Genomic DNA, 18,913 nt, shown 5'->3' with positions numbered 1-18,913 from the left:
CGGGGAGGGTGGTGATTGGGGGGTGGGTGTGTTGGGTGTGCGGGATGAGGGGCGTGGGGAGATGGGGGACGCGGCGCCCGACGGTAGTCGCGAGCGGGCGCGCGCACTTTTCCGCGCGCGCAAGGAAGTTGCCGTGAGGCGCAACGTCGGGCGCGTTGTCGTGCGCCGGGCGCGTCGGTGGCTTCGCACGCGGGTTGGCGTGCGCGCGTGTCGTGTGTGCGTAGCGCGTGCGTGCGTGTCGCGTGCGTGCGTCGTGTGCGTGCGTGTCGTGTGTGTGCCGTCGGCCACTCGGTTGTCGCACTCGGACCACGTAAACGGAATGTGTGCACTACGCTTACGAGCTGTAACTGCCGTGGCCAGAACTCCAGTTGATCAGGCATGTCGGCTTCGGCCGGGCACACTCTGGGCGGAGGAAGCGCATTGCCCGCGGGAACCTACATCGTGGAGTCGCAGACGACCGGTGAGGTGGATCCGCGTGAGCGGACCGACTTCTGGAGCGAGCATGTCGGGTCGTACCAGACCCGGATGGACTTCAGATACGCGAGCCCCGAGACGTTCCGCGGCGAGATGATCCGGCAGGGCACCGACACGTACCAGATCGTCGACTGGAGTTGCGACAAGATCGAGTACGTCCGTACGCCGAGGCTTGTGCGGCAGGAGCCCGATCCCGACTACCGGTTTCTGCTTCCGCTCTCCGGGGAGCTGGTGCTGCGGCAGGACGACCAGGAGGCGCGGCTCACGCCCGGTGCGGGGAGTCTGATGACGCTCGGGGCGCCGTTCCAGTTGCTCCACGACGCGTCGTTGCGGGGCATCATCTTCTCCATACCTGCCCGTGAGATCGACGGGCCGCTGAACCGGAAATCGCCCTTGGCGACCGGTATCGATCTGACGACCGGGCTGGGGCGGGTCGTCGGCTCCATGATCGAGAGTCTGTCGGCGGAGCGGGAGAGCCTGACGACGACCGAGTTCAACGCCGTGTCCGACCGGATCGTCGAGCTGCTGTGCATGATCTCTGTCGGGGACGACCGGCCCGACTCGTCCGGGCATCTGACCGAGGTCGAGGCGGTGGTTCGCCGTCATGTACGGGAGCACGCGGCGGATCCCGGGCTTACCGGGACGTCCATGGCGCGGGCGCTCGGGTGGTCGTTGCGGCAGATCCAGCTGGCGTTGCAGCGAGTGGGGACCACGCCGCGGGAGCTGATCCGTGAGGAGCGGTTGCGGCTTGTGCGGGATCGGCTTCAGTGCGGGGAGTGCGAGCACATGACGATCACGGATCTGGCGTATGCGTCGGGGTTCTCGTCGGCGAGCGCGTTGAGCACGGCGTTCAAGCAGCGGTTCGGGGTGAGTCCGCGGGAGATGCGGCACGGGGTGCGCTGAGGGGTTTGTGTGGGTGCGGGTTCGTTTTCGTTTTCGGGTGCGGCTGCGCTGTGGCTGGGTGCGCAGTTCCCCGCGCCCCTGGGTGGGTGGGGGCTGAGGCTCGTCTCCTGGGTGCGGGGCCGCGTCGGGATGTGTGTCCGCAGCCGGTGACGTAAGGCGCGGTTGCCGCCCGGTGACCGCCAACTGGTGTCCTCGTAAGCTGCGGACACACATCCCGCCACGTCCCCTCGGCCAGAGGGACCATCCGGGCCCAGTCAGGCGCGGACAACCAGGGCAGCCGGCACGTAATGAACAGGCCTCGGGCTGTTAGGGGCGCGAGGAACCGCGCACACAAGCGACGACGGCCGGCACGTGGTGAACCGGCCTCGGCGGCTACCGGTGTTTTTAGGGGCGCGGGGAACTGCGCACGCAAGCCACAGCAGGCCGCACTGATGTCACCGCCAACCCCCGGAGGGCTACGCCGACGCTCGCTTTCGAGGGGGCGACTTCTTGGCCGGGGTCTTCTTGGCGGCTGTTTTCTTGGTGGAGTCGGCTGTGGATTTTTTTGTGGCCGCTGTTTTCTTGGCGGCCGTCTTCTTGGCTGTCGACTTCTTGCCGGAGGCCGGCTTGGGGGAGGCCTTGCGGGCGGGGGTCTTGCGGATGGGCTTCACGTCGGCGTCAGCGTCGGAGTCCGCCTCGCCGCGGGCTACCTTCGCCTGGCGGACGCTGCTCTCCAGCGCGGCCATGAGGTCGATGACCTTGCCGCCGCCCTTCTCGGCGGAGGGCACGGCGGGCACCTTCTCGCCGGAGGCCTTGGCGGCGATGAGTTCCTCGACGGCCTCGCGATAGTCGTCGTGGAGCTCGTTGAGGTCGACCTCGCCGAGGGTGTCCATCAGCGCGTCCGCGAGATCGAGCTCCTTGTCCCGGACGGTGACACTGGAGTCGGGCGCGACGCTCTCGGGCGTACGGATCTCGTCCGGCCAGAGAAGCCCGTGCATCGCGATGACGTCGTCGACGACCCGCAGCATCCCGAGCCGCTCACGCCCACGCAGGGCGAACTTCGCGATCGCGACCTTCTGGCTGCGCTTCAGCGCCTCCCGCAGCAACGTGTACGGCTTGGCCGCCGGCACCCCGTTCGCCGCCAGGTAGTACGCCGTGTCCATCTGGAGCGGATCGATCCGGTCGGCCGGCACGAAGGCCACGATCTCGATCGTCCGGGCGGTCGGAATGGGCAGGGACGCCAGGTCCTCGTCCGTGATCGGGATGATCGAGCCGTCCGCGTCCTCGTACCCCTTGCCGATCTCCGGCGCCGACACCTCGCGCTCCTCCAGCTCGCACACCTTGCGGTAGCGAATGCGGCCGCCGTCCTCCAGATGGATCTGGCGGAAGGAGATCGAGTGGCTCTCGGTGGCGTTCACGAGCTTGATCGGGATGCTGACCAGGCCGAAGGAGATGGCGCCGTTCCATATGGATCGCACGTGCAGCACCTTTCCGATCGGTTGGGTACGGGTTCAGACGTTTCAGGATGAAATCGTGGGATTGTCATCCTATGACGCCGATCACTGAGGTGGAGGGGCGAAGGCTCGCGCTGAGCAATCTGGAGAAGGTCCTCCATCCGGCGACCGGCTTCACCAAGGGCGAGCTGCTGCACTACTACGCGACGACCGCCGAGGTCCTGCTGCCCCACCTCCGCGACCGGCCGCTGTCCTTCCTGCGCTACCCGGACGGGCCCGACGGCCAGGTCTTCTTCGCCAAGAACGTGCCGCCGGGTACGCCCGAGTGGGTCACCACGGCTGAGGTGCCGCGGTCGGAGGGACCGGCCCGCATGGTGCTGGTCCAGGACCTCCCGAGCCTCGTGTGGGCGGCGAACCTCGTGACCGAGTTCCATACGCCCCAGTGGCTGATCGACGCACCGGGCGAGGCCGACCGGCTCGTCTTCGACCTCGACCCGGGGGCGCCCGCGACCGTCGTCGAGTGCTGCGAGGTCGCGCTGTGGCTGCGGGAGCGGCTCGCGGCGGACGGGATCGAGGCGTACGCCAAGACGTCGGGGTCCAAGGGGCTGCATCTGCTGGCGGCGCTGCGGCCGACGCCCTCCGGCCGGACGACGGAGTACGCCAAGGAGCTCGCGATGGAGGCGGAGAAAGCGCTCCCGCGGCTGGTCGTGCACCGGATGACGCGCAGCCTGCGGCCCGGCAAGGTCTTCGTCGACTGGAGCCAGAACGCGGCACGTAAGACGACGGCGACCCCCTACACCCTGCGGGCCCGGGCGGAGCCGACGGTGTCGGCGCCGGTGACATGGACCGAGGTCGAGGAGTGCCGGTCCCCCCGCGGGCTCACCTTCCTGGCCCAGGACATCGGGCCGCGACTGCGGGACCACGGCGACCTGCTGGCCCCGCTGTTCGATCCGGAGCGCGCCGGCCCACTGCCCTGAGCACGGCCGGCCGGGGGGCGGGACCCGCACCGAAGACGAGGGGGGACCTCACAACAGAAGGAGCACCATGGAAGCACCACCGCCCTCCCGTACCGTCCGCCGCTCACTCGTCGTCGGGCTGACGGCTCTCGCCCTCGGCGCCCTGCCCTGGGCACCCACGGCCGCCACGGCCTCCCCGGACCTGGCCTCGGCGCGGGTCCCGGGCGCCGGGGTGATCACCGACTGGAGCGAGACCGCCGCCGCCGTGGTCAGCGTGGACGCCCGGCGCCCGACGGCCGAACCGTTCCTCTGGTACGGCTTCGTCTCGGCCGCCGTCTACAACGCGGTCGTCGGCATCGAGGGCCGCTACACCCCGTACAAGTGGCATGTACGCGGTCCCCGCGGCGCCTCCTCCGAGGCGGCCGCGGCGGCTGCCGCCCGCCGGGTCCTCCTGACGTACTTCCCCGCGTCGAAGGCCCGGATCGACACCGCCTACAGCGCGTCGCTCGCGAGGATCCCCGACGGAAAGGCCGAGGACCGGGGCGTCCGCTTCGGGGAACGCGCCGCCGCGCGGATCGTCGAGCTGCGTGAGAACGACGGGCGCGACAACCCGGTGACGTACGACAAGAAGCCCGCCCCCGGCGTCTGGCGCCCGACCCCGCCCGGCTTCGGCCGCTTCGCGAACCCGTGGCTGGGGAAGCTACGGCCGATGCTCTTCGACTCGCCGGACCGGTTCATGCCCGGCCCGCCGCCCGCGCTGACGTCGAAGAGGTACGCCCGGGACTTCGCCGAGGTGAAGTCGATGGGCGCGAGGAACAGCCCTGGGCGGACGGCCCGGCAGACGGAGACCGCGCGCTTCTTCTCCGACCCCCTGCCGCAGCAGCTCCAGGCCGCCTACCGCGACCACACGGCACGGCACGGACTGGACATCGTCGAGGCGGCCCGGCTGTTCGCCGCCGCCAACACGGCCAGCGCCGACGCGACGATCACCACGTGGAACTCCAAGTTCACCCACGCCCTGTGGCGTCCGATCACCGCGATCCGGCTGGCCGGCACCGACGGCAACCCCGCCACGGAGGCCGACCCGTCCTGGGAGCCGCTGCTCACCACACCCCCGTACCCGGAGTACATCGGCGGCCACTGCGCCAACGACGGGGCCGTCATGGCCGTACTGGACCGTCTGACCGGCGGTGACATCGACCTCCGCGTCTCGTCGGCGGTGACGGGCACCACCCGTACGTACACGAGGTCGGCCGACTACAACCGGGACGTGATCAACGCCCGGATCTGGAGCGGGATCCACTTCCGCACCGCCGACGTCGTCGGCAACCGGATCGGCCGGCACATCGGCAACTGGGCACTCGACCACCACTTCGCGCCGCTGCACTGATCACGTGATTCGGCCCGCCGTGCCGAACGCATGCCTCGATTGGCCTCGTTCGTCGCGCACGTCGATGCGCCGCGCCGGTCGCGGGACCCTCACACCCGCGTCCATGTGTGCCTGTCGCGGGCCATAGCGTGCAGTGCCTCGACGTCCGCCGGTTTGAGGGTTCCGCCGAGGCGGGTCAGTGTCGGGAGGTCCGTGTCGGTGAGCACGCGGGCCTCCCGCAGGGGGGCGGTGATGTCGAGGGAGGACGGGGCGAAGACGGCCAGGACCGGGCGGACCTCCGCGGTCAGGGCGTACGAGGCGCGGTCGGCGTCGGCTCGTACGGCGCGGAGCAGTGGGTGCGGCTCGCGGCGGCCGACCGTGACCATCGGATCGGCCACCAGGACCCGCTGTTTGCGGGCGTGGAGGGCGCGGACGGCGAAGAGACCGCCGGGGCCGATGACGAGATGGTGGATGCGGTCGCCGCCCGGGAGCGGGACCGAGTGCAGGGTGTGCCAGCCCGCCCCGTCCAGGCGGTCCAGGGCCTCCCCCACCGCCTGCTCCGCCATGAGCGCACGCCGGCGTGGATCGGGGCGCATACGGCGAGGGGCGGCCGGTTCGCGGTCGAGGGCGATCTGGAGTGCCTCGCCGGGCCGGTTCGGCGCGAGGTCGTCGTCCGGGTGGAGGGACAGCCGCGCGAGCTCCACGGGCGTGGGCACGGGTGGCGGACCCACCGTCACCTCGCCGCTCAGGAACGGCCCGAGCACGTCGAGCACGTCCTCGCGCCGCTCCTCGCTGAGCAGGTTGACCCTGGCCGCCTCCCTGTCGTACCAGGCGACATTCCTGCCGTCGGTGAGACACACGTAGAGCCGCTCCTGGCCGTGGCGCCAGGTCGGTATGACGCGCAGTCCGCTCATGCACCATCACCCCACGACCATGGGAACAGGCGGGGTGCTCCAGGGGCAAGAAGCCGGTTACCTTTGGAGCAGTCGAGGGGGAGGCGCCGTTGCGGGATCGCGGGAAGCAGTCCAATGCACCGGCCCCGGACAACCCGTGGAGCGAGATCGTGCCCGGCCTGTGGATGGGCGGTCACGAGTACACGGGCCGCTCGGGACAACCGGAGTTCGCCGTCGTACGTGACGAGTTCGACCTGGTCCTGACCCTGCTGCGACTACCCGGCCACGGCCCCGACCCGGGCGTGGAGCACCATGTGTGGCCGATCCCCGACGGACCGCTGGACGGCACCCAGCTGGCCGGTGTGATGCGGCTCGCGCGGACCGCGGACGAGGCACGGGACGCCGGCCGGCGCGTCCTGGTCCGCTGCTACCACGGCTACAACCGCTCGGGCCTGGTCGTCGCCCACGCCCTGATCCGCGCGGGCAGCACCGCCGAGGACGCGATCCGCCTGATCCGCTCACGCCGTTCCCCGTGGGCGCTGCACAACGAGTTGTTCGTGGACTACCTGCACACCGGGCTCGACACGGCCCGGCTCCTCGAAGAGCTCACCGAGTAGCTTGTCCCCACCGGCAACCGGCGAACAAAAAGGACTTCCGTACGAATAGGGTGTACGGGCGGCGGTAATCGGCCATGCTCGGTGACCGCGGCACCATCCCGGTCCACGCCGATCTCGCACCGGGCGAGCGGCCCTGACGCAGGAGCGCAGTGATCCACAACCGCCCCGCGGGCTCCCGCCGCCTCGCGCGCGCGGCGCTCGCGCTGCCCGTCGCCGCCCTGCTGCTCGCGGGCTGCGGCGACCCGGGCGATCTGCGCGGGTCGGGCCCGACGTCCACCGCCGTGGGCCCGACCCGGCTGTGGCCGGAGGTTCCGCCCGCCGCCTCGCCCGCCCTCGACTACGGCGAGGCGGAAACCGAGACCGTCCAGGGCGTCACCGCGCCGGGCGACGACATCCACAAGGTCGACCCGGTCGCCGTCTTCCGCGCGGAGATCGCCCGCCATCCGGATCTCTACACCGACGACGGGGCCTCGTACGCGGAGACGGCCCAGCGGACCAAGGAGTGCGGCAAGAAGGGCGAGCGTGGCCGGAAATGCCCGGTCCTGCACCCGTACTACCGCGACATCACCGGCGACGGCCGGGACGACATGGTGCTCGGCGTGCGGATGCCCGAGAACCAGCTGGGCGTGCGCGCGTACACCTTCATCGGTCACCGGCTGGTCGAGGTCATGGCCACGACGGACAGCACGCTCAGCGTCCAGATCGCGGGCCATGACGTGATCATCCGCTCGCCGTCGACGCTGGCGGGCTACGAGTACCGCACGGTGTGGTCCTGGGACCGCCGCCAGAAGGCGATGCTCGCGGCGAAGGACGAGATCCTGCGGGTGGGGGCGACCGCCACACCCAGCGGCCCCGCTCCCACGCGTTCCCCGGCCGCGGACTCCCGGTGAGGCGCCCGCGGCCGACCGGGCCGCCCACCGGGATGCGGCGCCTGCGCCACTGGACCGCCACCCTCACCTGGAAGGCCGCCGCCTTCATCACCGTGATGTGCTGCGGCCTGGCCGCTCTTCTCGGCACCCTCGTGCACGTCTCGGTGACCAACCAGACCGTCGGTGAGGCCCGCGACCGCGCGCTCGACCGGCTCACCGAGGCGACGGAGGCGTTCGAGGCGGGCGACCGGCTGCCGCACGGCGCGGGCGTCGACCTGGCGGGCCTGCCCGTCGAGCTGCGTACGCTCGCCGAGTCCGGGGACCGCGGCACGATGGTCGGCAGCGACGACCCGCACCCCACGATGTGGGCGGCCGGTCCCGCGAGCGGCGGGCGCGCGCTCGCCGTGCGGGTCGACTACTCGCAGGGCGTCCGTACGATCGACGGTCTCGACCAGGCGATCCTCGGCTCCTCGGCGCTGGCGATCGGCGTGACGCTGCTCGGGGGCGCGTTCGCGGTGACCCGTGTGACGCGGCGGCTGCACGGCACGGCCCAGGTGGCGCGGCGCATCAGCGCGGGCGACCTGGACGCGCGGGTGAACGACCCGCGGGCCGAGGACCCGACGCGCCCCCAGGACGAGGTGGCCGCGGTCGCGGGCGCGCTGGACACGATGGCGTCCTCGCTGCAGGGCAAGCTGCTGAGCGAGCAGCGCTTCACGGCGGACGTCGCCCACGAGCTGCGGACCCCGCTGACCGGGCTGCACGCGGCGGCCGAGCTGCTGCCGCCGGGCCGCCCGACCGAGCTGGTCCGCGACCGGGTCGCCGCGCTGCGCACGCTCACCGAGGACCTGCTGGAGATCTCCCGGCTCGACACGCGCAGCGAGCGGCTGGACGTGGACGCGGTACGGCTCGCGGAGGTGGCCGAGCGGGTGGTCCGGGCGTCCGGCACGGACACCGAGGTCCAGGTCGTACGGGACGTGGTCGTGGAGACCGACCGGCGGCGCCTGGAGCGGGTGTTGGGCAATCTCGTCGCCAACGCGCACAAGCACGGGCGGGCGCCGGTGTCGCTGACGGTCGACGGGCCGCTCGTCACCGTGCGGGACCACGGTGACGGCTTCCCGGCGTACCTCGTCGAGCACGGGCCGCAGCGGTTCCGGACGGAGGGCGGCTCCAAGGGACATGGGCTGGGGCTGACCATCGCGCTGGGGCAGGCCGGGGTGTTGGGGGCGCGGCTGGGGTTCGCGAACGCGGCGGACGGTGGGGCTGTCGCGTCGCTTTCGCTCCGCTGAGCCCCGGGGGCGACCGGGCTCGGGATGCGGACGGCCTGGCCGCTGCGGGTGCGTTGTGGCTGGTCACGCCCCGCGGCGGAGCCGCAGGTCGACACAGCTCCGCGCCCCTGACGGGGCGCGGGGTGAGCGGTTGCTTGTCTCTGATGGCTCAGTGTGACGGGCGCGTCGCGCGGGGCGCTCATAATGTGGCGATTAGTCAGCTCTGCCCCCGTTTCTGGAGGAGCCAGCAATGTCACTGCGTACCGCTCTCACCCGCATAGGCATAGCCGCCGCCGGCGGCGCCCTCGTCGTCGGAGCCGCGAGCCCCGCTCTCGCGAACGACGACTGGGGCCACCACCACAACAACGGCAGTCACCACAAGCTCTACAAGGGCGTCGTCACCGCGCCCGGCGGACTGAACCTCCGCGACAGGCCGACCCGCGGCAGCGCCGTCGTGGGCTTCGTGGGCCACGGCCAGAAGGTCTCCATCTTCTGCAAGACGAGCGGCGAGAACGTCCAGGGCAACCACCTCTGGTACCTCCTGGCGGACGGCACCTGGGCCTGGGCGACGGCCCGCTTCATCGACAACATCGGTCCGGCGCCCCGCTGGTGCTGAGCACCCCGCGCCCCTGAAGGGGCGGCCGAGGTGCACCCGAGAAGCCCGTTTGACCCTCTATAGCGGGACATCCACTGTTTCGCTTGCTACGTTCCGGACATGCTCTCGCCCGGAACGACAACGCAGGCGGACCCGCCCGCTCCCGTTGTCCCCCTCCCCCGGCGCCGTGGCATCGAGTTCACCCTCATCGTCGTGGCCGTCCTGCTCTCCGTGTACGGCTACTGCGACGTGGGTATCGCCCGGACCGGGTCGGTCCCGCCCGGCGCCGTCGGCTACGGCGCCGGGCTCGGCGTACTCGCGCTCCTCGCGCATCTCGCGGTGCGTCTGCGGGCCCCGTACGCCGATCCGCTGCTGCTGCCGATCGGCGTCCTGCTCAACGGACTGGGCCTGGTGCTCATCTACCGGCTCGACCTGGAGACCCCGGACGACCCGGCCGCCCCGACACAGCTCGTCTGGTCGACGCTGGGCATGGGCCTGTTCATCGCGGTCGTGGTGCTGCTGCGCGACCACCGGGTGCTCCAGCGCTACACGTACGTGTCCGTCGTGAGCGCGCTCGTCCTGCTCGTCCTGCCGATCTTCTTCCCCTCCGTGAACGGCGCCCGCATCTGGGTCAGGGTCGCCGGATTCTCCATCCAGCCGGGCGAGTTCGCGAAGGTCCTGCTCGCGGTGTTCTTCGCCGGCTACCTCGCGGCGAACCGCAACGCCCTCGCGTACACCGGCCGTCGCGTCTGGCGGCTCCAACTGCCCACCGGGCGCGTCCTCGGCCCGATCGTCGCGATCTGGCTGCTGAGCGTCGGCGTCCTGGTCCTGGAGCGGGACCTCGGCACGTCGCTGCTCTTCTTCGGCCTGTTCGTGATCCTGCTGTACGTCGCCACGGGCCGCACCGGCTGGATCGCGGTGGGCCTGCTGCTCGCGGCGTGCGGTGCCGTCGCCGTCGGCTGGCTCGAACCGCATGTGCACAGCAGGGTCGAGGACTGGCTGCACCCGTTCGCGTCGATCGAGGCGGGCCTGGGTCCGAACCAACTCGCCCAGTCGCTCTTCTCGTTCGCCGCCGGCGGGATGCTGGGCACGGGACTCGGCCTCGGCCACTCCGTCCTCATCGGCTTCGCCGCCAAGTCGGACTTCATCCTGGCCACGGCAGGCGAGGAACTGGGCCTGGCCGGCCTCTCCGCGATCTTCCTGCTGTACGGGCTGCTGGTCGAGCGCGGCTACCGGGCGGGCCTCTGCCTGCGCGACCCCTTCGGCCGGCTGCTCGCGGTCGGACTCGCCTCGATCGTCGCCCTCCAGGTCTTCGTGATCGCGGGCGGCGTGACGGGGCTGATCCCGCTGACCGGAATGGCGATGCCCTTCCTGGCGCAGGGCGGCTCGTCGGTCGTCACCAACTGGATCATCGTGGCCCTGCTGATGCGCCTGAGCGACTCGGCGCGCGGCGGGCCCGAGGCGGCGAAGGCCGGAGAAAGGGCCGAAGAGCAAAGGGTCACGCCATGACCGGGAACGGCCGCCCCATGACCCGGTACGTCCGGCACGCCGCCGCCTTCTGCGCCCTGCTCCTGCTCGCCCTCCTCGTCAACGCCACCCGCATCCAGCTCGTCCAGGCCCGCTCGTACGACGAGAACCCGGCCAACCGCCGCCACACGATCGCCCGTTACGGCCAGCCGCGCGGCGACATCCTCGTCGGCGGCGAGCCGGTCACCGGCTCCAAGGACTCCGGCGAGCAGTTCCGCTACGAACGGACTTACAAGAACGGCCCGTTGTACGCGCCCGTCACCGGCTTCGCCTCGCAGGTGTACGGGACGAATCTGCTGGAGGGCGCCGAGGACGACGTCCTGGCGGGCACCGACCCGCTGCTGTCGCCGCTCCCCCTGTGGAACGACCTCACTCGGGCCCGCAACCCCGGCGGTCACGTCGTCACGACCCTCGACCCGGCCGCGCAGCAGGCGGCGTACGAGGGGCTCGGCGACCGGCGGGGCGCGGTGGCCGCGCTCGAACCGTCCACGGGACGGATCCTGGCGCTGGTCTCCACGCCCTCCTACAACCCCGAGGAGCTCTCCGGGACGGACTCGGCGGTGGCCCGGGCATGGACGCGGCTGAACCAGGCGGCCAACAAGCCGATGCTCAACCGGGCCGTGCGGCAGACGTATCCGCCCGGCTCCACCTTCAAGGTGGTCACCGCGGCGGCGGCCCTCGACGCGGGCGTGGTGGAGGACGTCGACGAGCCCACGAAGTCCCCCGACCCGTACCGGCTGCCGGGCAGCTCGGTCCGGCTGACGAACGAGGTCGAGGGGTGCGCGGACGCCTCCCTGAGGTACGCCTTCACCTGGTCGTGCAACACCGTCTTCGCCAAGCTGGGCGTGGACGTCGGGGTGGCCGGCATGCGGGCCGGGGCCGCCGGATTCGGCTTCAACGAGCGGCGGTTGAGGGTCCCCTTCCGGGTCTCCCCCAGCACCTTCGACACCCGGGTGGACCGGGCGCAGCTCGCGCTCTCCTCCATCGGCCAGTACAACACCCGGGCGACGCCGCTGCAGATGGCGATGGTCGCCGGGGCCGTCGCGAACAACGGCTCGGTGCGTACGCCCCACCTGGTCGAGCGTACGACCACCGACGACGGCGACACGGTGTCGGCCACCGGGCAGCGCACCCTCCACCAGGCCATGAACCCCGCCACCGCCGTACAGCTGCGCGAGCTGATGACGGACGTGGTGGAGCGGGGCACCGGCAAGAACGCCGCCGTCCCCGGCGCCACGGTCGGCGGCAAGTCCGGCACCGCCCAGCACGGCATCCACAACTCCGGTACGCCGTACGCCTGGTTCATCTCCTGGGCGAAGGCGGACGACGCGGTGGAGCCGGCCGTGGCCGTCGCGGTCGTCGTCGAGGACGCGGAGGCCGACCGGGGGGACATCAGCGGGGGCGGGGACGCGGCGCCGATCGCACGGGCCGTGATGGGGGCGGTGCTCGGGCGTTGATGCCCGCTTCGTGAGACGGGGGGTGTTGTCCGGTTCCGTACCGACCTACCGTTCGGTCATGACTCAGACCGCTGCCTCGTACGAACTCGCCCAGGTCAACATCGCCCGGCTCAAATCCCCTCTGGACTCACCGCGGTTGAAGGACTTCGTCGACGCCCTCGACCCGGTGAACGCGGTCGCCGACACCTCCGACGGTTTCGTCTGGCGTCTGCAGAGCGACTCGGGCAACGCGACGGACGTGGCCGTCTTCGGCGACGAGTGGCTGATCGTCAACATGTCGGTGTGGCGGGACACCAACGCCCTCACCGCGTTCATGTACCAGGGGCAGCACCGCGAGCTGCTCGCCCGTCGGCGCGAGTGGTTCGAGCGGATCCAGGAGGCGATGACCGTCCTGTGGTGGGTACCGGCCGGGCACCGGCCGACGGTCGCCGAGGCGGAGGAGCGGCTGCTGCATCTGCGGGCGCACGGGGCGACCGCGTACGCGTTCACGCTTCGGACGTCGTTCCCGTCCGGGGAGGCGGCGCCTGTCCTCGGGGCGGCGGACCGGGTCCTGCCGGATGTGGAGTGCCTGGTCTAGAGCCGGCGGCGTGCGACCGCCCGTTCTAGGGCTCCGCGCCGGCCTCGATGGCCTGCTCCACCTCCGCGACCCGTGCCTTTTCCTCCGCGGCGAAGCGTTCCGCGTCCAGTTGTTCGGCCAGTTCCTCGTCCTGGGCCATGAGGAGGTCGAGGTTGGAGTTGCCCATGTCGAAGACTCCCATGTCGACGTAGGCCTGCTGGAGGCGCTTGCCCCACAGGCCGATGTCCTTGACGCAGGGGACGATGCGGGAGAACAGCAACTGGCGGAACAGCGCGAGGAATTCGGAGCGCTCGCTGTACTCCTCGGCCTCCGCCTTGGGGATGCCGAAGTTCTCCAGGACCTCCACGCCGCGCAGCCGGTCGCGCATCAGGTAGCAGCCCTCGATGACGAACTCCTCACGTTCGCGGAGCTCGGCGTCGGTGAGCTGCTTGTAGTAGTCGCGCAGCGCCATGCGGCCGAAGGCCACGTGGCGGGCCTCGTCCTGCATGACGTACGCGAGGATCTGCTTGGGCAACGGCTTGTCCGTGGTGTCCCTGATCATGCCGAACGCGGCCAGCGCCAGGCCCTCGATGAGGACCTGCATGCCGAGGTAGGGCATGTCCCAGCGGGAGTCGCGGAGGGTGTCGCCGAGCAGCGACCGGAGGTTGTCGTTGACCGGGTACAGCATCCCGATCTTCTCGTGGAGGAACCGGGCGTAGATCTCCGCGTGGCGGGCCTCGTCCATGGTCTGGGTGGCGGAGTAGAGCTTGGCGTCCAGGTCCGGGACCGATTCGACGATGCGGGCCGCGCAGACCATGGCGCCCTGCTCGCCGTGCAGGAACTGGCTGAACTGCCATGAGGCGAAGTGCTTGCGGAGTTCGCCCTTGTCGCGGTCGTTCATCCTCGCCCAGTAGGGCGTGCCGTAGATCGAGATCGACTCGTCGGGGGTGCCGAGCGGATCGTGCGGGTCCACCTCCAGGTCCCAGTCGATCCGCTTCCGGCCGTCCCACTGCTTGTCCTTGCCCTTCTGGTAGAGGGCGAGCAGACGGTCGCGCCCTTCGTCGTACTCCCAGCTGAACCGTGCCGCGCCGGTCGCGGGCACCTGCCAGAGGGGGGCTCCGGGGTCCTTGGCGTACAGGTCGTAGGTGGGCATGTCCCGCAGGCTCCTACGTAGTAGACGACGGGTCAACAAGTTGCGCGCGAGGGATTGACGGGCTTGCTGACAAGCAGTCTCATAAGGAGTGACCGGCGGTAACCCGAAGGTTTCTTCCCGTACGACGAGGTGGGCACAGCCATGACGACCGTGACGGAGACCGAGGTGCTGCGCGATGCGCTCGGTCTGCTCAAGGACCGGGAGCAGGTGGCCGAGCGGCTGCTCGACTCCTCCGCGAAGCACTCCTTCGACCCGGACAGGGAGCTGGACTGGGACGCCCCCTTCGAGGAGGGGAAGTGGTTCTGGCCGCCGGAGTTGGTGTCGTTGTACGACACGCCGCTGTGGAAGCGGATGAGTGAGGAGCAGCGGATCCTGCTGTCGCGGCACGAGGCCGCTGCGCTGGCCTCGCTGGGGATCTGGTTCGAGATCATCCTGATGCAGCTGCTGGTGCGGCACATCTACGACAAGGCGGCGACGAGTGCGCATGTGCGCTACGCGCTGACCGAGATCGAGGACGAGTGCCGGCACTCGAAGATGTTCGCGCGGCTGATCTCGTCGGGCGGGACGCCGTGGTACCCGGTGAGCCGGGCCCATCAGAACCTCGGGCGCTTCTTCAAGACGGTGTCGACGACGCCCGGGTCGTTCACGGCGACGTTGCTCGGCGAGGAGGTGCTCGACTGGATGCAGCGGCTGACGTTTCCGGACGAGCGGGTGCAGACGTTGATCCGGGGTGTGACGCGGATCCACGTGGTGGAGGAGGCGCGGCATGTCCGGTACGCGCGGGAGGAACTGCGTCGGCAGATGGTGACCGCGCCCCGGTGGTCGCAGGAGTTCACGCGGGTGACGTCCGGGGAGTTCGCGCGGGTGTTCTCGGTGGCCTTCGTCAATTCGGATGTGTACGAGAACGTGGGGCTCGACCGGCGTGAGGCGATGGCGCAGGTCAAGGCGAGTGGGCATCGGCGGGAGGTCATGCAGACGGGTGCGAAGCGGCTGACCGACTTCTTGGACGACATCGGGGTGTTGCGCGGGGCGGGGCGGCGGCTTTGGAGGTCTTCGGGGTTGCTGGCCTGAGGGGTCTGACCTGAGGGTGGGGGCGGTCCGGTCGCGGGCTGCGAGTTGTGGTCGGTGCGTGCCCACGGCGGCCGCCCGTTTCGGGGTTCTGCTCGGCGGGCTCAGGGGTAGAGGCCGGCCCGGAAGGCGAACGAGACGAGTTGGGCTCGATCACGTGCGCCGACCTTCGTCATGGCCCGCACCGCATGCGTCTTCACGGTGAACGGCGACACGGACAGCTGGGCCGCGATCTCGTCGTTGCCGAGACCGCTCGCGACGAGGACGACCACGTCCCGTTCCCTGGGTGTCAGAGCGTCGAAGCGTCGCAGCAGTTCCTTGTCGATCACCGGGGGCGGACTGTCGGTCATGTGACCGATGAGCGCGGCCGTCGCCGCGGCCGACAGCGCACCGCCACCGCCGACGACCTCGGTGATTCCGGCGACGAGTTCTGCGGGGCTCACGGTCTTGCTCAGGAAGCCGTTGGCGCCCGCGCGAAGGGCGGCGAGAACGATGTCGTCCTGGTCGAAGGTGGTCAGCACGATCACCCGCAGGCTTTCGGGCGGGTGCTCCCTACGGATCCGGCGGGTGGCTTCGACGCCGTCGATGCCGGGCATCCGGATGTCCATCAGGACCAGGTCGACGGGGTGGTCCCGGAGGAAGGGGAGGACCTGGAGTCCGTCGGAGAGATCACCCGCGACAACGAGACCCGGGTCGAGCCGGAGCATCGCCCTGATGCCGGCCCTGATCTCGTCCTGGTCGTCGACGATCAGAACCCGCGTCATCGGACGGTGGCTCCCAAGGGGCTGAACTCCGCGTGGACCCGGAATCGACCGTCATCGGTGTCGATCGTCAGCCGCCCGCTGGAGGACTCGACGCGTTCGCGCATCCCCACGAGTCCGAGTCCGCTGCCCGGTCCGGAGCCACGCGGTGAGTGACCGACGCGGTTCTCCACGGTGACGCAGATCCTGCCGTCGCGCTCGCGCACATCCACCGTTGCCGGCCCCTCTCCATGCCGGTAGGCATTCGTGAGTGCTTCCTGGACGACCCGGTAGACCGTCACGCCGACGCTGGGCTCCACGAAACCGGCGGGGATGTCGATGGAGGGATCGACGTCGAGGCCGATGCTCTCGAAGGAGGCGACCAGGCCTTCCAGGCCGCTGAGCGCCGGGGTCGGCCGGAGCGCCTCGTCGTCGGAGATGTCGTCCCCGAGGCGGAGGAGCGCGAGGATCCGCTGCGTCTCGACGACGACGGTACGGGCGCTGGACCTGGCCGAGACGAGGGCCTGCCGGGAGGGCTCGGCGTCCTCGGGCAGCCCGATCTCCGCGGCACCGAGATGCATGCTCAGCATCGCGACCTGGTGGCCGATGACGTCGTGGAGGTCCCGGGCGATGCGGAGCCGTTCCTCGGTCACCCGTCGGGTGGCTTCGATCTCGCGGGTGGCGATGGCGCTTTCGGCCCGTTCCTCCAGGGTGCGCCAGTGCTCTCGATGGATGCGCAGGGCGGCCCCTGTCGCGCCTCCCGCCACGGCCGAGAAGAGTGCGGCGGCTCCCACGACCGCGCCGCCGCGGAATCCTCCCAGCGTCATGAACGCCCCCAGGAAGAACGCGGCCACGATGCCGGTTCCGACCAGCGGCTGCTTCCCCCTGACGGTGACCGAGAACAGCACGAGCACTGCCATCATCCACACCGACAGGGGGTCGTGGCCCACCGCCGTGACGGCGAAGGACGCCGCGCTCGTCACGACCAGTCCTGCCCACGGCCTCCGCCATGAGAGGGCGACACCGCCACCGGCGAGGAGCACGGAGAGGGCCGTCTGCCAGTCCGAGCCTCGCAGGATCACTGCCACGATCTGGCCGGTGAAGACCAGCGCGGCCACCGAATAGGCGATGAGGTGCAGCGCCTCGGGGCGGCGGACCCACAGGGGTGCCACGGGCCCTTCCTGGTTGTTCCGCGCCTTGACCATGGCCTGATTCTCGTCCACGTCTGCCGCGGCCGCGTACTTCGAACGAAGTAGACGGCGGGCCCCGTCCGGGGCGGTGGGGACGGCGGAACTCATTCGATTCGAAGTGGATGGCAGAACTACTTCGTTCGAAGTACGCGGCCCCTCCCGAGGCCGCTGAGACTCCTCGTCGAGGCGACCGCCTCACACCGTCACGATCACAGAACGGGACACCCGATGACTCAGACCACCGTGAGTCCAAGCACGGCCACGACCTCGACGACGCTCTCCGGGCTCCGATCGCTCCATCTGATCCGAGTCGCCTTCTCCCTGGTCTGGGTGGCACTCGTCGCCGCGACCTCCGCCTCGCTCGTGTCGACGGACAAGCCCACCGTGATCGCGGCCGTGCTGCTCGTCGTCTACCCCCTGTGGGACGTCGTCGCCACGCTCCTCGAACGCCGCATGACCGGCCCCGGCGCCACGGACCGCGTCGGTACGACCAACATCGCTCTCGGCGTGGCCGCCACCGCAGGCATGACCATCGCCCTCTTCTCCACCATCGGGAAGGCGCTGCTCGTGTTCGGCATCTGGGCCCTCCTTTCCGGAGCGATCCAGCTCGTCGTGGCGATCCGGCGCCGGCGCATCGTCGGTGCCCAGTGGCCCATGGTCATCAGCGGCGGCCTGTCCGTCCTCGCCGGTGCCTCCTTCGCCGCCATGTCCTCCTCGGCGACGAGCGGCCTGTCCACCATCGCCGGCTACTCGGCCTTCGGCGCCTTCTGGTTCCTCGTCTCCGCCATCACCCTGAGCATCCGCGACCGACGCGAAACTCGCTGACCACCACCGTCGAAGCCACCGCCCACCCCTCAGCCCGTCCGGCCTCTGAGGACGAGGCCGTGCGGCCCAATCCCCCACCCACCCACAGCACCCCGCACCCCCCAGCCCGTCCGGCGTCTGGGGACAAGGCCGTTCAGACCGATCCCCCACCCACCCACAGCAACCCCCACCCCCTCAGCCCGTCCGGCGTTTGAGGACGAGGCCGTTCAGGCCGATGCGGGGGTCTGGGGGCGCAGCCCCCAGGGACGGGACGGGTAGGGGCGGCGGGGGCGGGAAAGGTTACGCTGCGGGGCATGACCTCGGAGGTTCCCACACGCGCGTATCGGCGGCTCAGTGTCGAGGAGCGGCGGAGCCAACTGCTCGACGCGGCGTTGTCGTTGTTCGCGGCCCGGGCCCCCGAGGAAGTCTCCCTGGACGACGTGGCGGAGGCGGCCGGCGTCTCACGACCCCTGGTGTACCGCTACTTCCCCGGCGGCAAGCAGCAGTTGTACGAAGCCGCACTGAGATCCGCCGCGGAAGAGCTGGAGCACTGTTTCGCCGAACCCCCGCAGGGCCCGCTCACCCAGCGGCTCTCCAACGCCCTCGACCGCTACCTCGCCTTCGTGGACGAGCACGACGCCGGATTCAGCGCGCTGCTGCAGGGCGGAAGCGTCGTCGAGACGTCCCGGACCACGGCCATCGTGGACGGGGTGCGGCGCGCCGCCGCCGATCACATCCTGGTCCATCTGGAGGTCGAGGACCCGGGACCCCGGCTGCGGATGACCGTCCGGATGTGGATCACGGCGGTCGAGGCCGCCTCCCTGATCTGGCTGGACGAGGAGAAGGAACCCCCGCTGGACGAGCTCCGGGACTGGCTCGTCGAGCAGTTCGTCGCGTGCCTGGTGGCGACCGCGGGGCGCGACGCCCAGACGGCCGGTGCCGTACGGGCCGCGCTGGCGATGGAGCCCACGGACGGCCCGATGGGCACTTTCGCACGGGCGGTGCTGCCCGTCGTGAGCGACGCGGGCCACCTGCTGTGACACT

18 protein-coding genes are annotated in these 18,913 nt (G+C 70.6%); 13 read left to right on the top strand and 5 right to left on the bottom strand.

Features of this window, described 5'->3' with window-relative positions; translation table 11 throughout:
• Nucleotides 1–420: 420 nt before the first annotated feature.
• On the top strand, nt 421–1,377 hold the full coding sequence (locus ACZ5VQ_RS06735; protein ID WP_469103956.1) for an AraC family transcriptional regulator: 957 nt from the start codon (nt 421–423) through the stop codon (nt 1,375–1,377).
• Between the two features lie 455 nt (nt 1,378–1,832).
• Here the strand turns inward: ACZ5VQ_RS06735 and ku are convergent, their stop codons facing one another.
• The gene (gene ku / locus ACZ5VQ_RS06730) at nt 1,833–2,834 is read right to left on the bottom strand and encodes a non-homologous end joining protein Ku (RefSeq protein ID WP_469103955.1); all 1,002 of its coding nucleotides are present in this window, start codon (nt 2,832–2,834) and stop codon (nt 1,833–1,835) included.
• 71 nt (nt 2,835–2,905) lie between these two features.
• Here ku and ligD point away from each other — a divergent pair, with 71 nt between their 5' ends.
• Nucleotides 2,906–3,787 (top strand): non-homologous end-joining DNA ligase, encoded by an 882-nt coding sequence (gene ligD / locus ACZ5VQ_RS06725; RefSeq protein WP_469103954.1) that lies wholly within the window; start codon nt 2,906–2,908, stop codon nt 3,785–3,787.
• Between the two features lie 67 nt (nt 3,788–3,854).
• Entirely contained in the window at nt 3,855–5,156 is a 1,302-nt protein-coding gene (locus tag ACZ5VQ_RS06720; RefSeq protein ID WP_469103953.1) for a vanadium-dependent haloperoxidase, read from the top strand.
• Nucleotides 5,157–5,245: 89 nt separating this feature from the next.
• On the opposite strand, the gene ACZ5VQ_RS06715 is transcribed toward ACZ5VQ_RS06720, so the two are convergent.
• On the bottom strand, nt 5,246–6,049 hold the full coding sequence (locus ACZ5VQ_RS06715; RefSeq protein ID WP_469103952.1) for a nuclease-related domain-containing protein: 804 nt from the start codon (nt 6,047–6,049) through the stop codon (nt 5,246–5,248).
• A gap of 89 nt (nt 6,050–6,138) precedes the next feature.
• Between ACZ5VQ_RS06715 and ACZ5VQ_RS06710 the strand changes: the two genes are divergently transcribed.
• The 7 genes from ACZ5VQ_RS06710 to ACZ5VQ_RS06680 all read left to right on the top strand — a co-directional run bounded on the left by ACZ5VQ_RS06710 (nt 6,139) and on the right by ACZ5VQ_RS06680 (nt 12,935).
• Entirely contained in the window at nt 6,139–6,645 is a 507-nt protein-coding gene (locus ACZ5VQ_RS06710; RefSeq protein ID WP_469103951.1) for a protein-tyrosine phosphatase family protein, read from the top strand.
• Nucleotides 6,646–6,794: 149 nt separating this feature from the next.
• Nucleotides 6,795–7,535 (top strand): hypothetical protein, encoded by a 741-nt coding sequence (locus ACZ5VQ_RS06705; RefSeq protein ID WP_469103950.1) that lies wholly within the window; start codon nt 6,795–6,797, stop codon nt 7,533–7,535.
• 32 nt (nt 7,536–7,567) lie between these two features.
• On the top strand, nt 7,568–8,800 hold the full coding sequence (locus tag ACZ5VQ_RS06700; protein WP_469104078.1) for an ATP-binding protein: 1,233 nt from the start codon (nt 7,568–7,570) through the stop codon (nt 8,798–8,800).
• A gap of 229 nt (nt 8,801–9,029) precedes the next feature.
• Complete coding sequence (locus ACZ5VQ_RS06695; protein WP_469103949.1) at nt 9,030–9,395, top strand: SH3 domain-containing protein; 366 nt, start codon at nt 9,030–9,032, stop codon at nt 9,393–9,395.
• A 99-nt stretch (nt 9,396–9,494) separates the two neighbouring features.
• Nucleotides 9,495–10,883 carry an FtsW/RodA/SpoVE family cell cycle protein gene (locus tag ACZ5VQ_RS06690; protein WP_469103948.1) on the top strand — a complete coding sequence of 463 codons (1,389 nt, stop codon included), beginning with the start codon at nt 9,495–9,497 and terminating at the stop codon, nt 10,881–10,883.
• A gap of 17 nt (nt 10,884–10,900) precedes the next feature.
• Nucleotides 10,901–12,358, top strand: a complete 1,458-nt coding sequence (locus ACZ5VQ_RS06685) for a penicillin-binding transpeptidase domain-containing protein (protein WP_469104077.1) — start codon at nt 10,901–10,903, stop codon at nt 12,356–12,358.
• 58 nt (nt 12,359–12,416) lie between these two features.
• Entirely contained in the window at nt 12,417–12,935 is a 519-nt protein-coding gene (locus ACZ5VQ_RS06680; protein ID WP_469103947.1) for a DUF3291 domain-containing protein, read from the top strand.
• A gap of 25 nt (nt 12,936–12,960) precedes the next feature.
• Here ACZ5VQ_RS06680 and ACZ5VQ_RS06675 read toward each other — a convergent pair whose 3' ends face one another.
• Nucleotides 12,961–14,067, bottom strand: coding sequence for a ferritin-like domain-containing protein (locus tag ACZ5VQ_RS06675; protein WP_469103946.1), 1,107 nt, complete (start codon nt 14,065–14,067; stop codon nt 12,961–12,963).
• 141 nt (nt 14,068–14,208) lie between these two features.
• On the opposite strand from ACZ5VQ_RS06675, the gene ACZ5VQ_RS06670 reads away from it, so the two are divergent.
• A complete protein-coding gene (locus ACZ5VQ_RS06670) occupies nt 14,209–15,138 on the top strand; it encodes an AurF N-oxygenase family protein (RefSeq protein WP_469103945.1) in 930 nt (309 codons plus the stop codon).
• Between the two features lie 101 nt (nt 15,139–15,239).
• On the opposite strand, the gene ACZ5VQ_RS06665 is transcribed toward ACZ5VQ_RS06670, so the two are convergent.
• Both ACZ5VQ_RS06665 and ACZ5VQ_RS06660 read right to left on the bottom strand, forming a co-directional pair.
• Complete coding sequence (locus tag ACZ5VQ_RS06665) at nt 15,240–15,899, bottom strand: response regulator transcription factor (RefSeq protein ID WP_469103944.1); 660 nt, start codon at nt 15,897–15,899, stop codon at nt 15,240–15,242.
• Complete coding sequence (locus ACZ5VQ_RS06660; protein WP_469103943.1) at nt 15,896–17,173, bottom strand: sensor histidine kinase; 1,278 nt, start codon at nt 17,171–17,173, stop codon at nt 15,896–15,898. Before ACZ5VQ_RS06660 ends, ACZ5VQ_RS06665 begins: the two co-directional genes overlap by 4 nt.
• A gap of 135 nt (nt 17,174–17,308) precedes the next feature.
• On the opposite strand from ACZ5VQ_RS06660, the gene ACZ5VQ_RS06655 reads away from it, so the two are divergent.
• Nucleotides 17,309–17,890, top strand: coding sequence for a DUF308 domain-containing protein (locus ACZ5VQ_RS06655; RefSeq protein ID WP_469103942.1), 582 nt, complete (start codon nt 17,309–17,311; stop codon nt 17,888–17,890).
• 293 nt (nt 17,891–18,183) lie between these two features.
• Nucleotides 18,184–18,909 carry a TetR/AcrR family transcriptional regulator gene (locus ACZ5VQ_RS06650; RefSeq protein ID WP_469103941.1) on the top strand — a complete coding sequence of 242 codons (726 nt, stop codon included), beginning with the start codon at nt 18,184–18,186 and terminating at the stop codon, nt 18,907–18,909.
• Nucleotides 18,910–18,913 lie beyond the last annotated feature (4 nt).

Source organism: Streptomyces sp. NPDC033178 (genome assembly GCF_055577685.1).
This window is presented reverse-complemented; position numbering and strand designations above follow the sequence as displayed.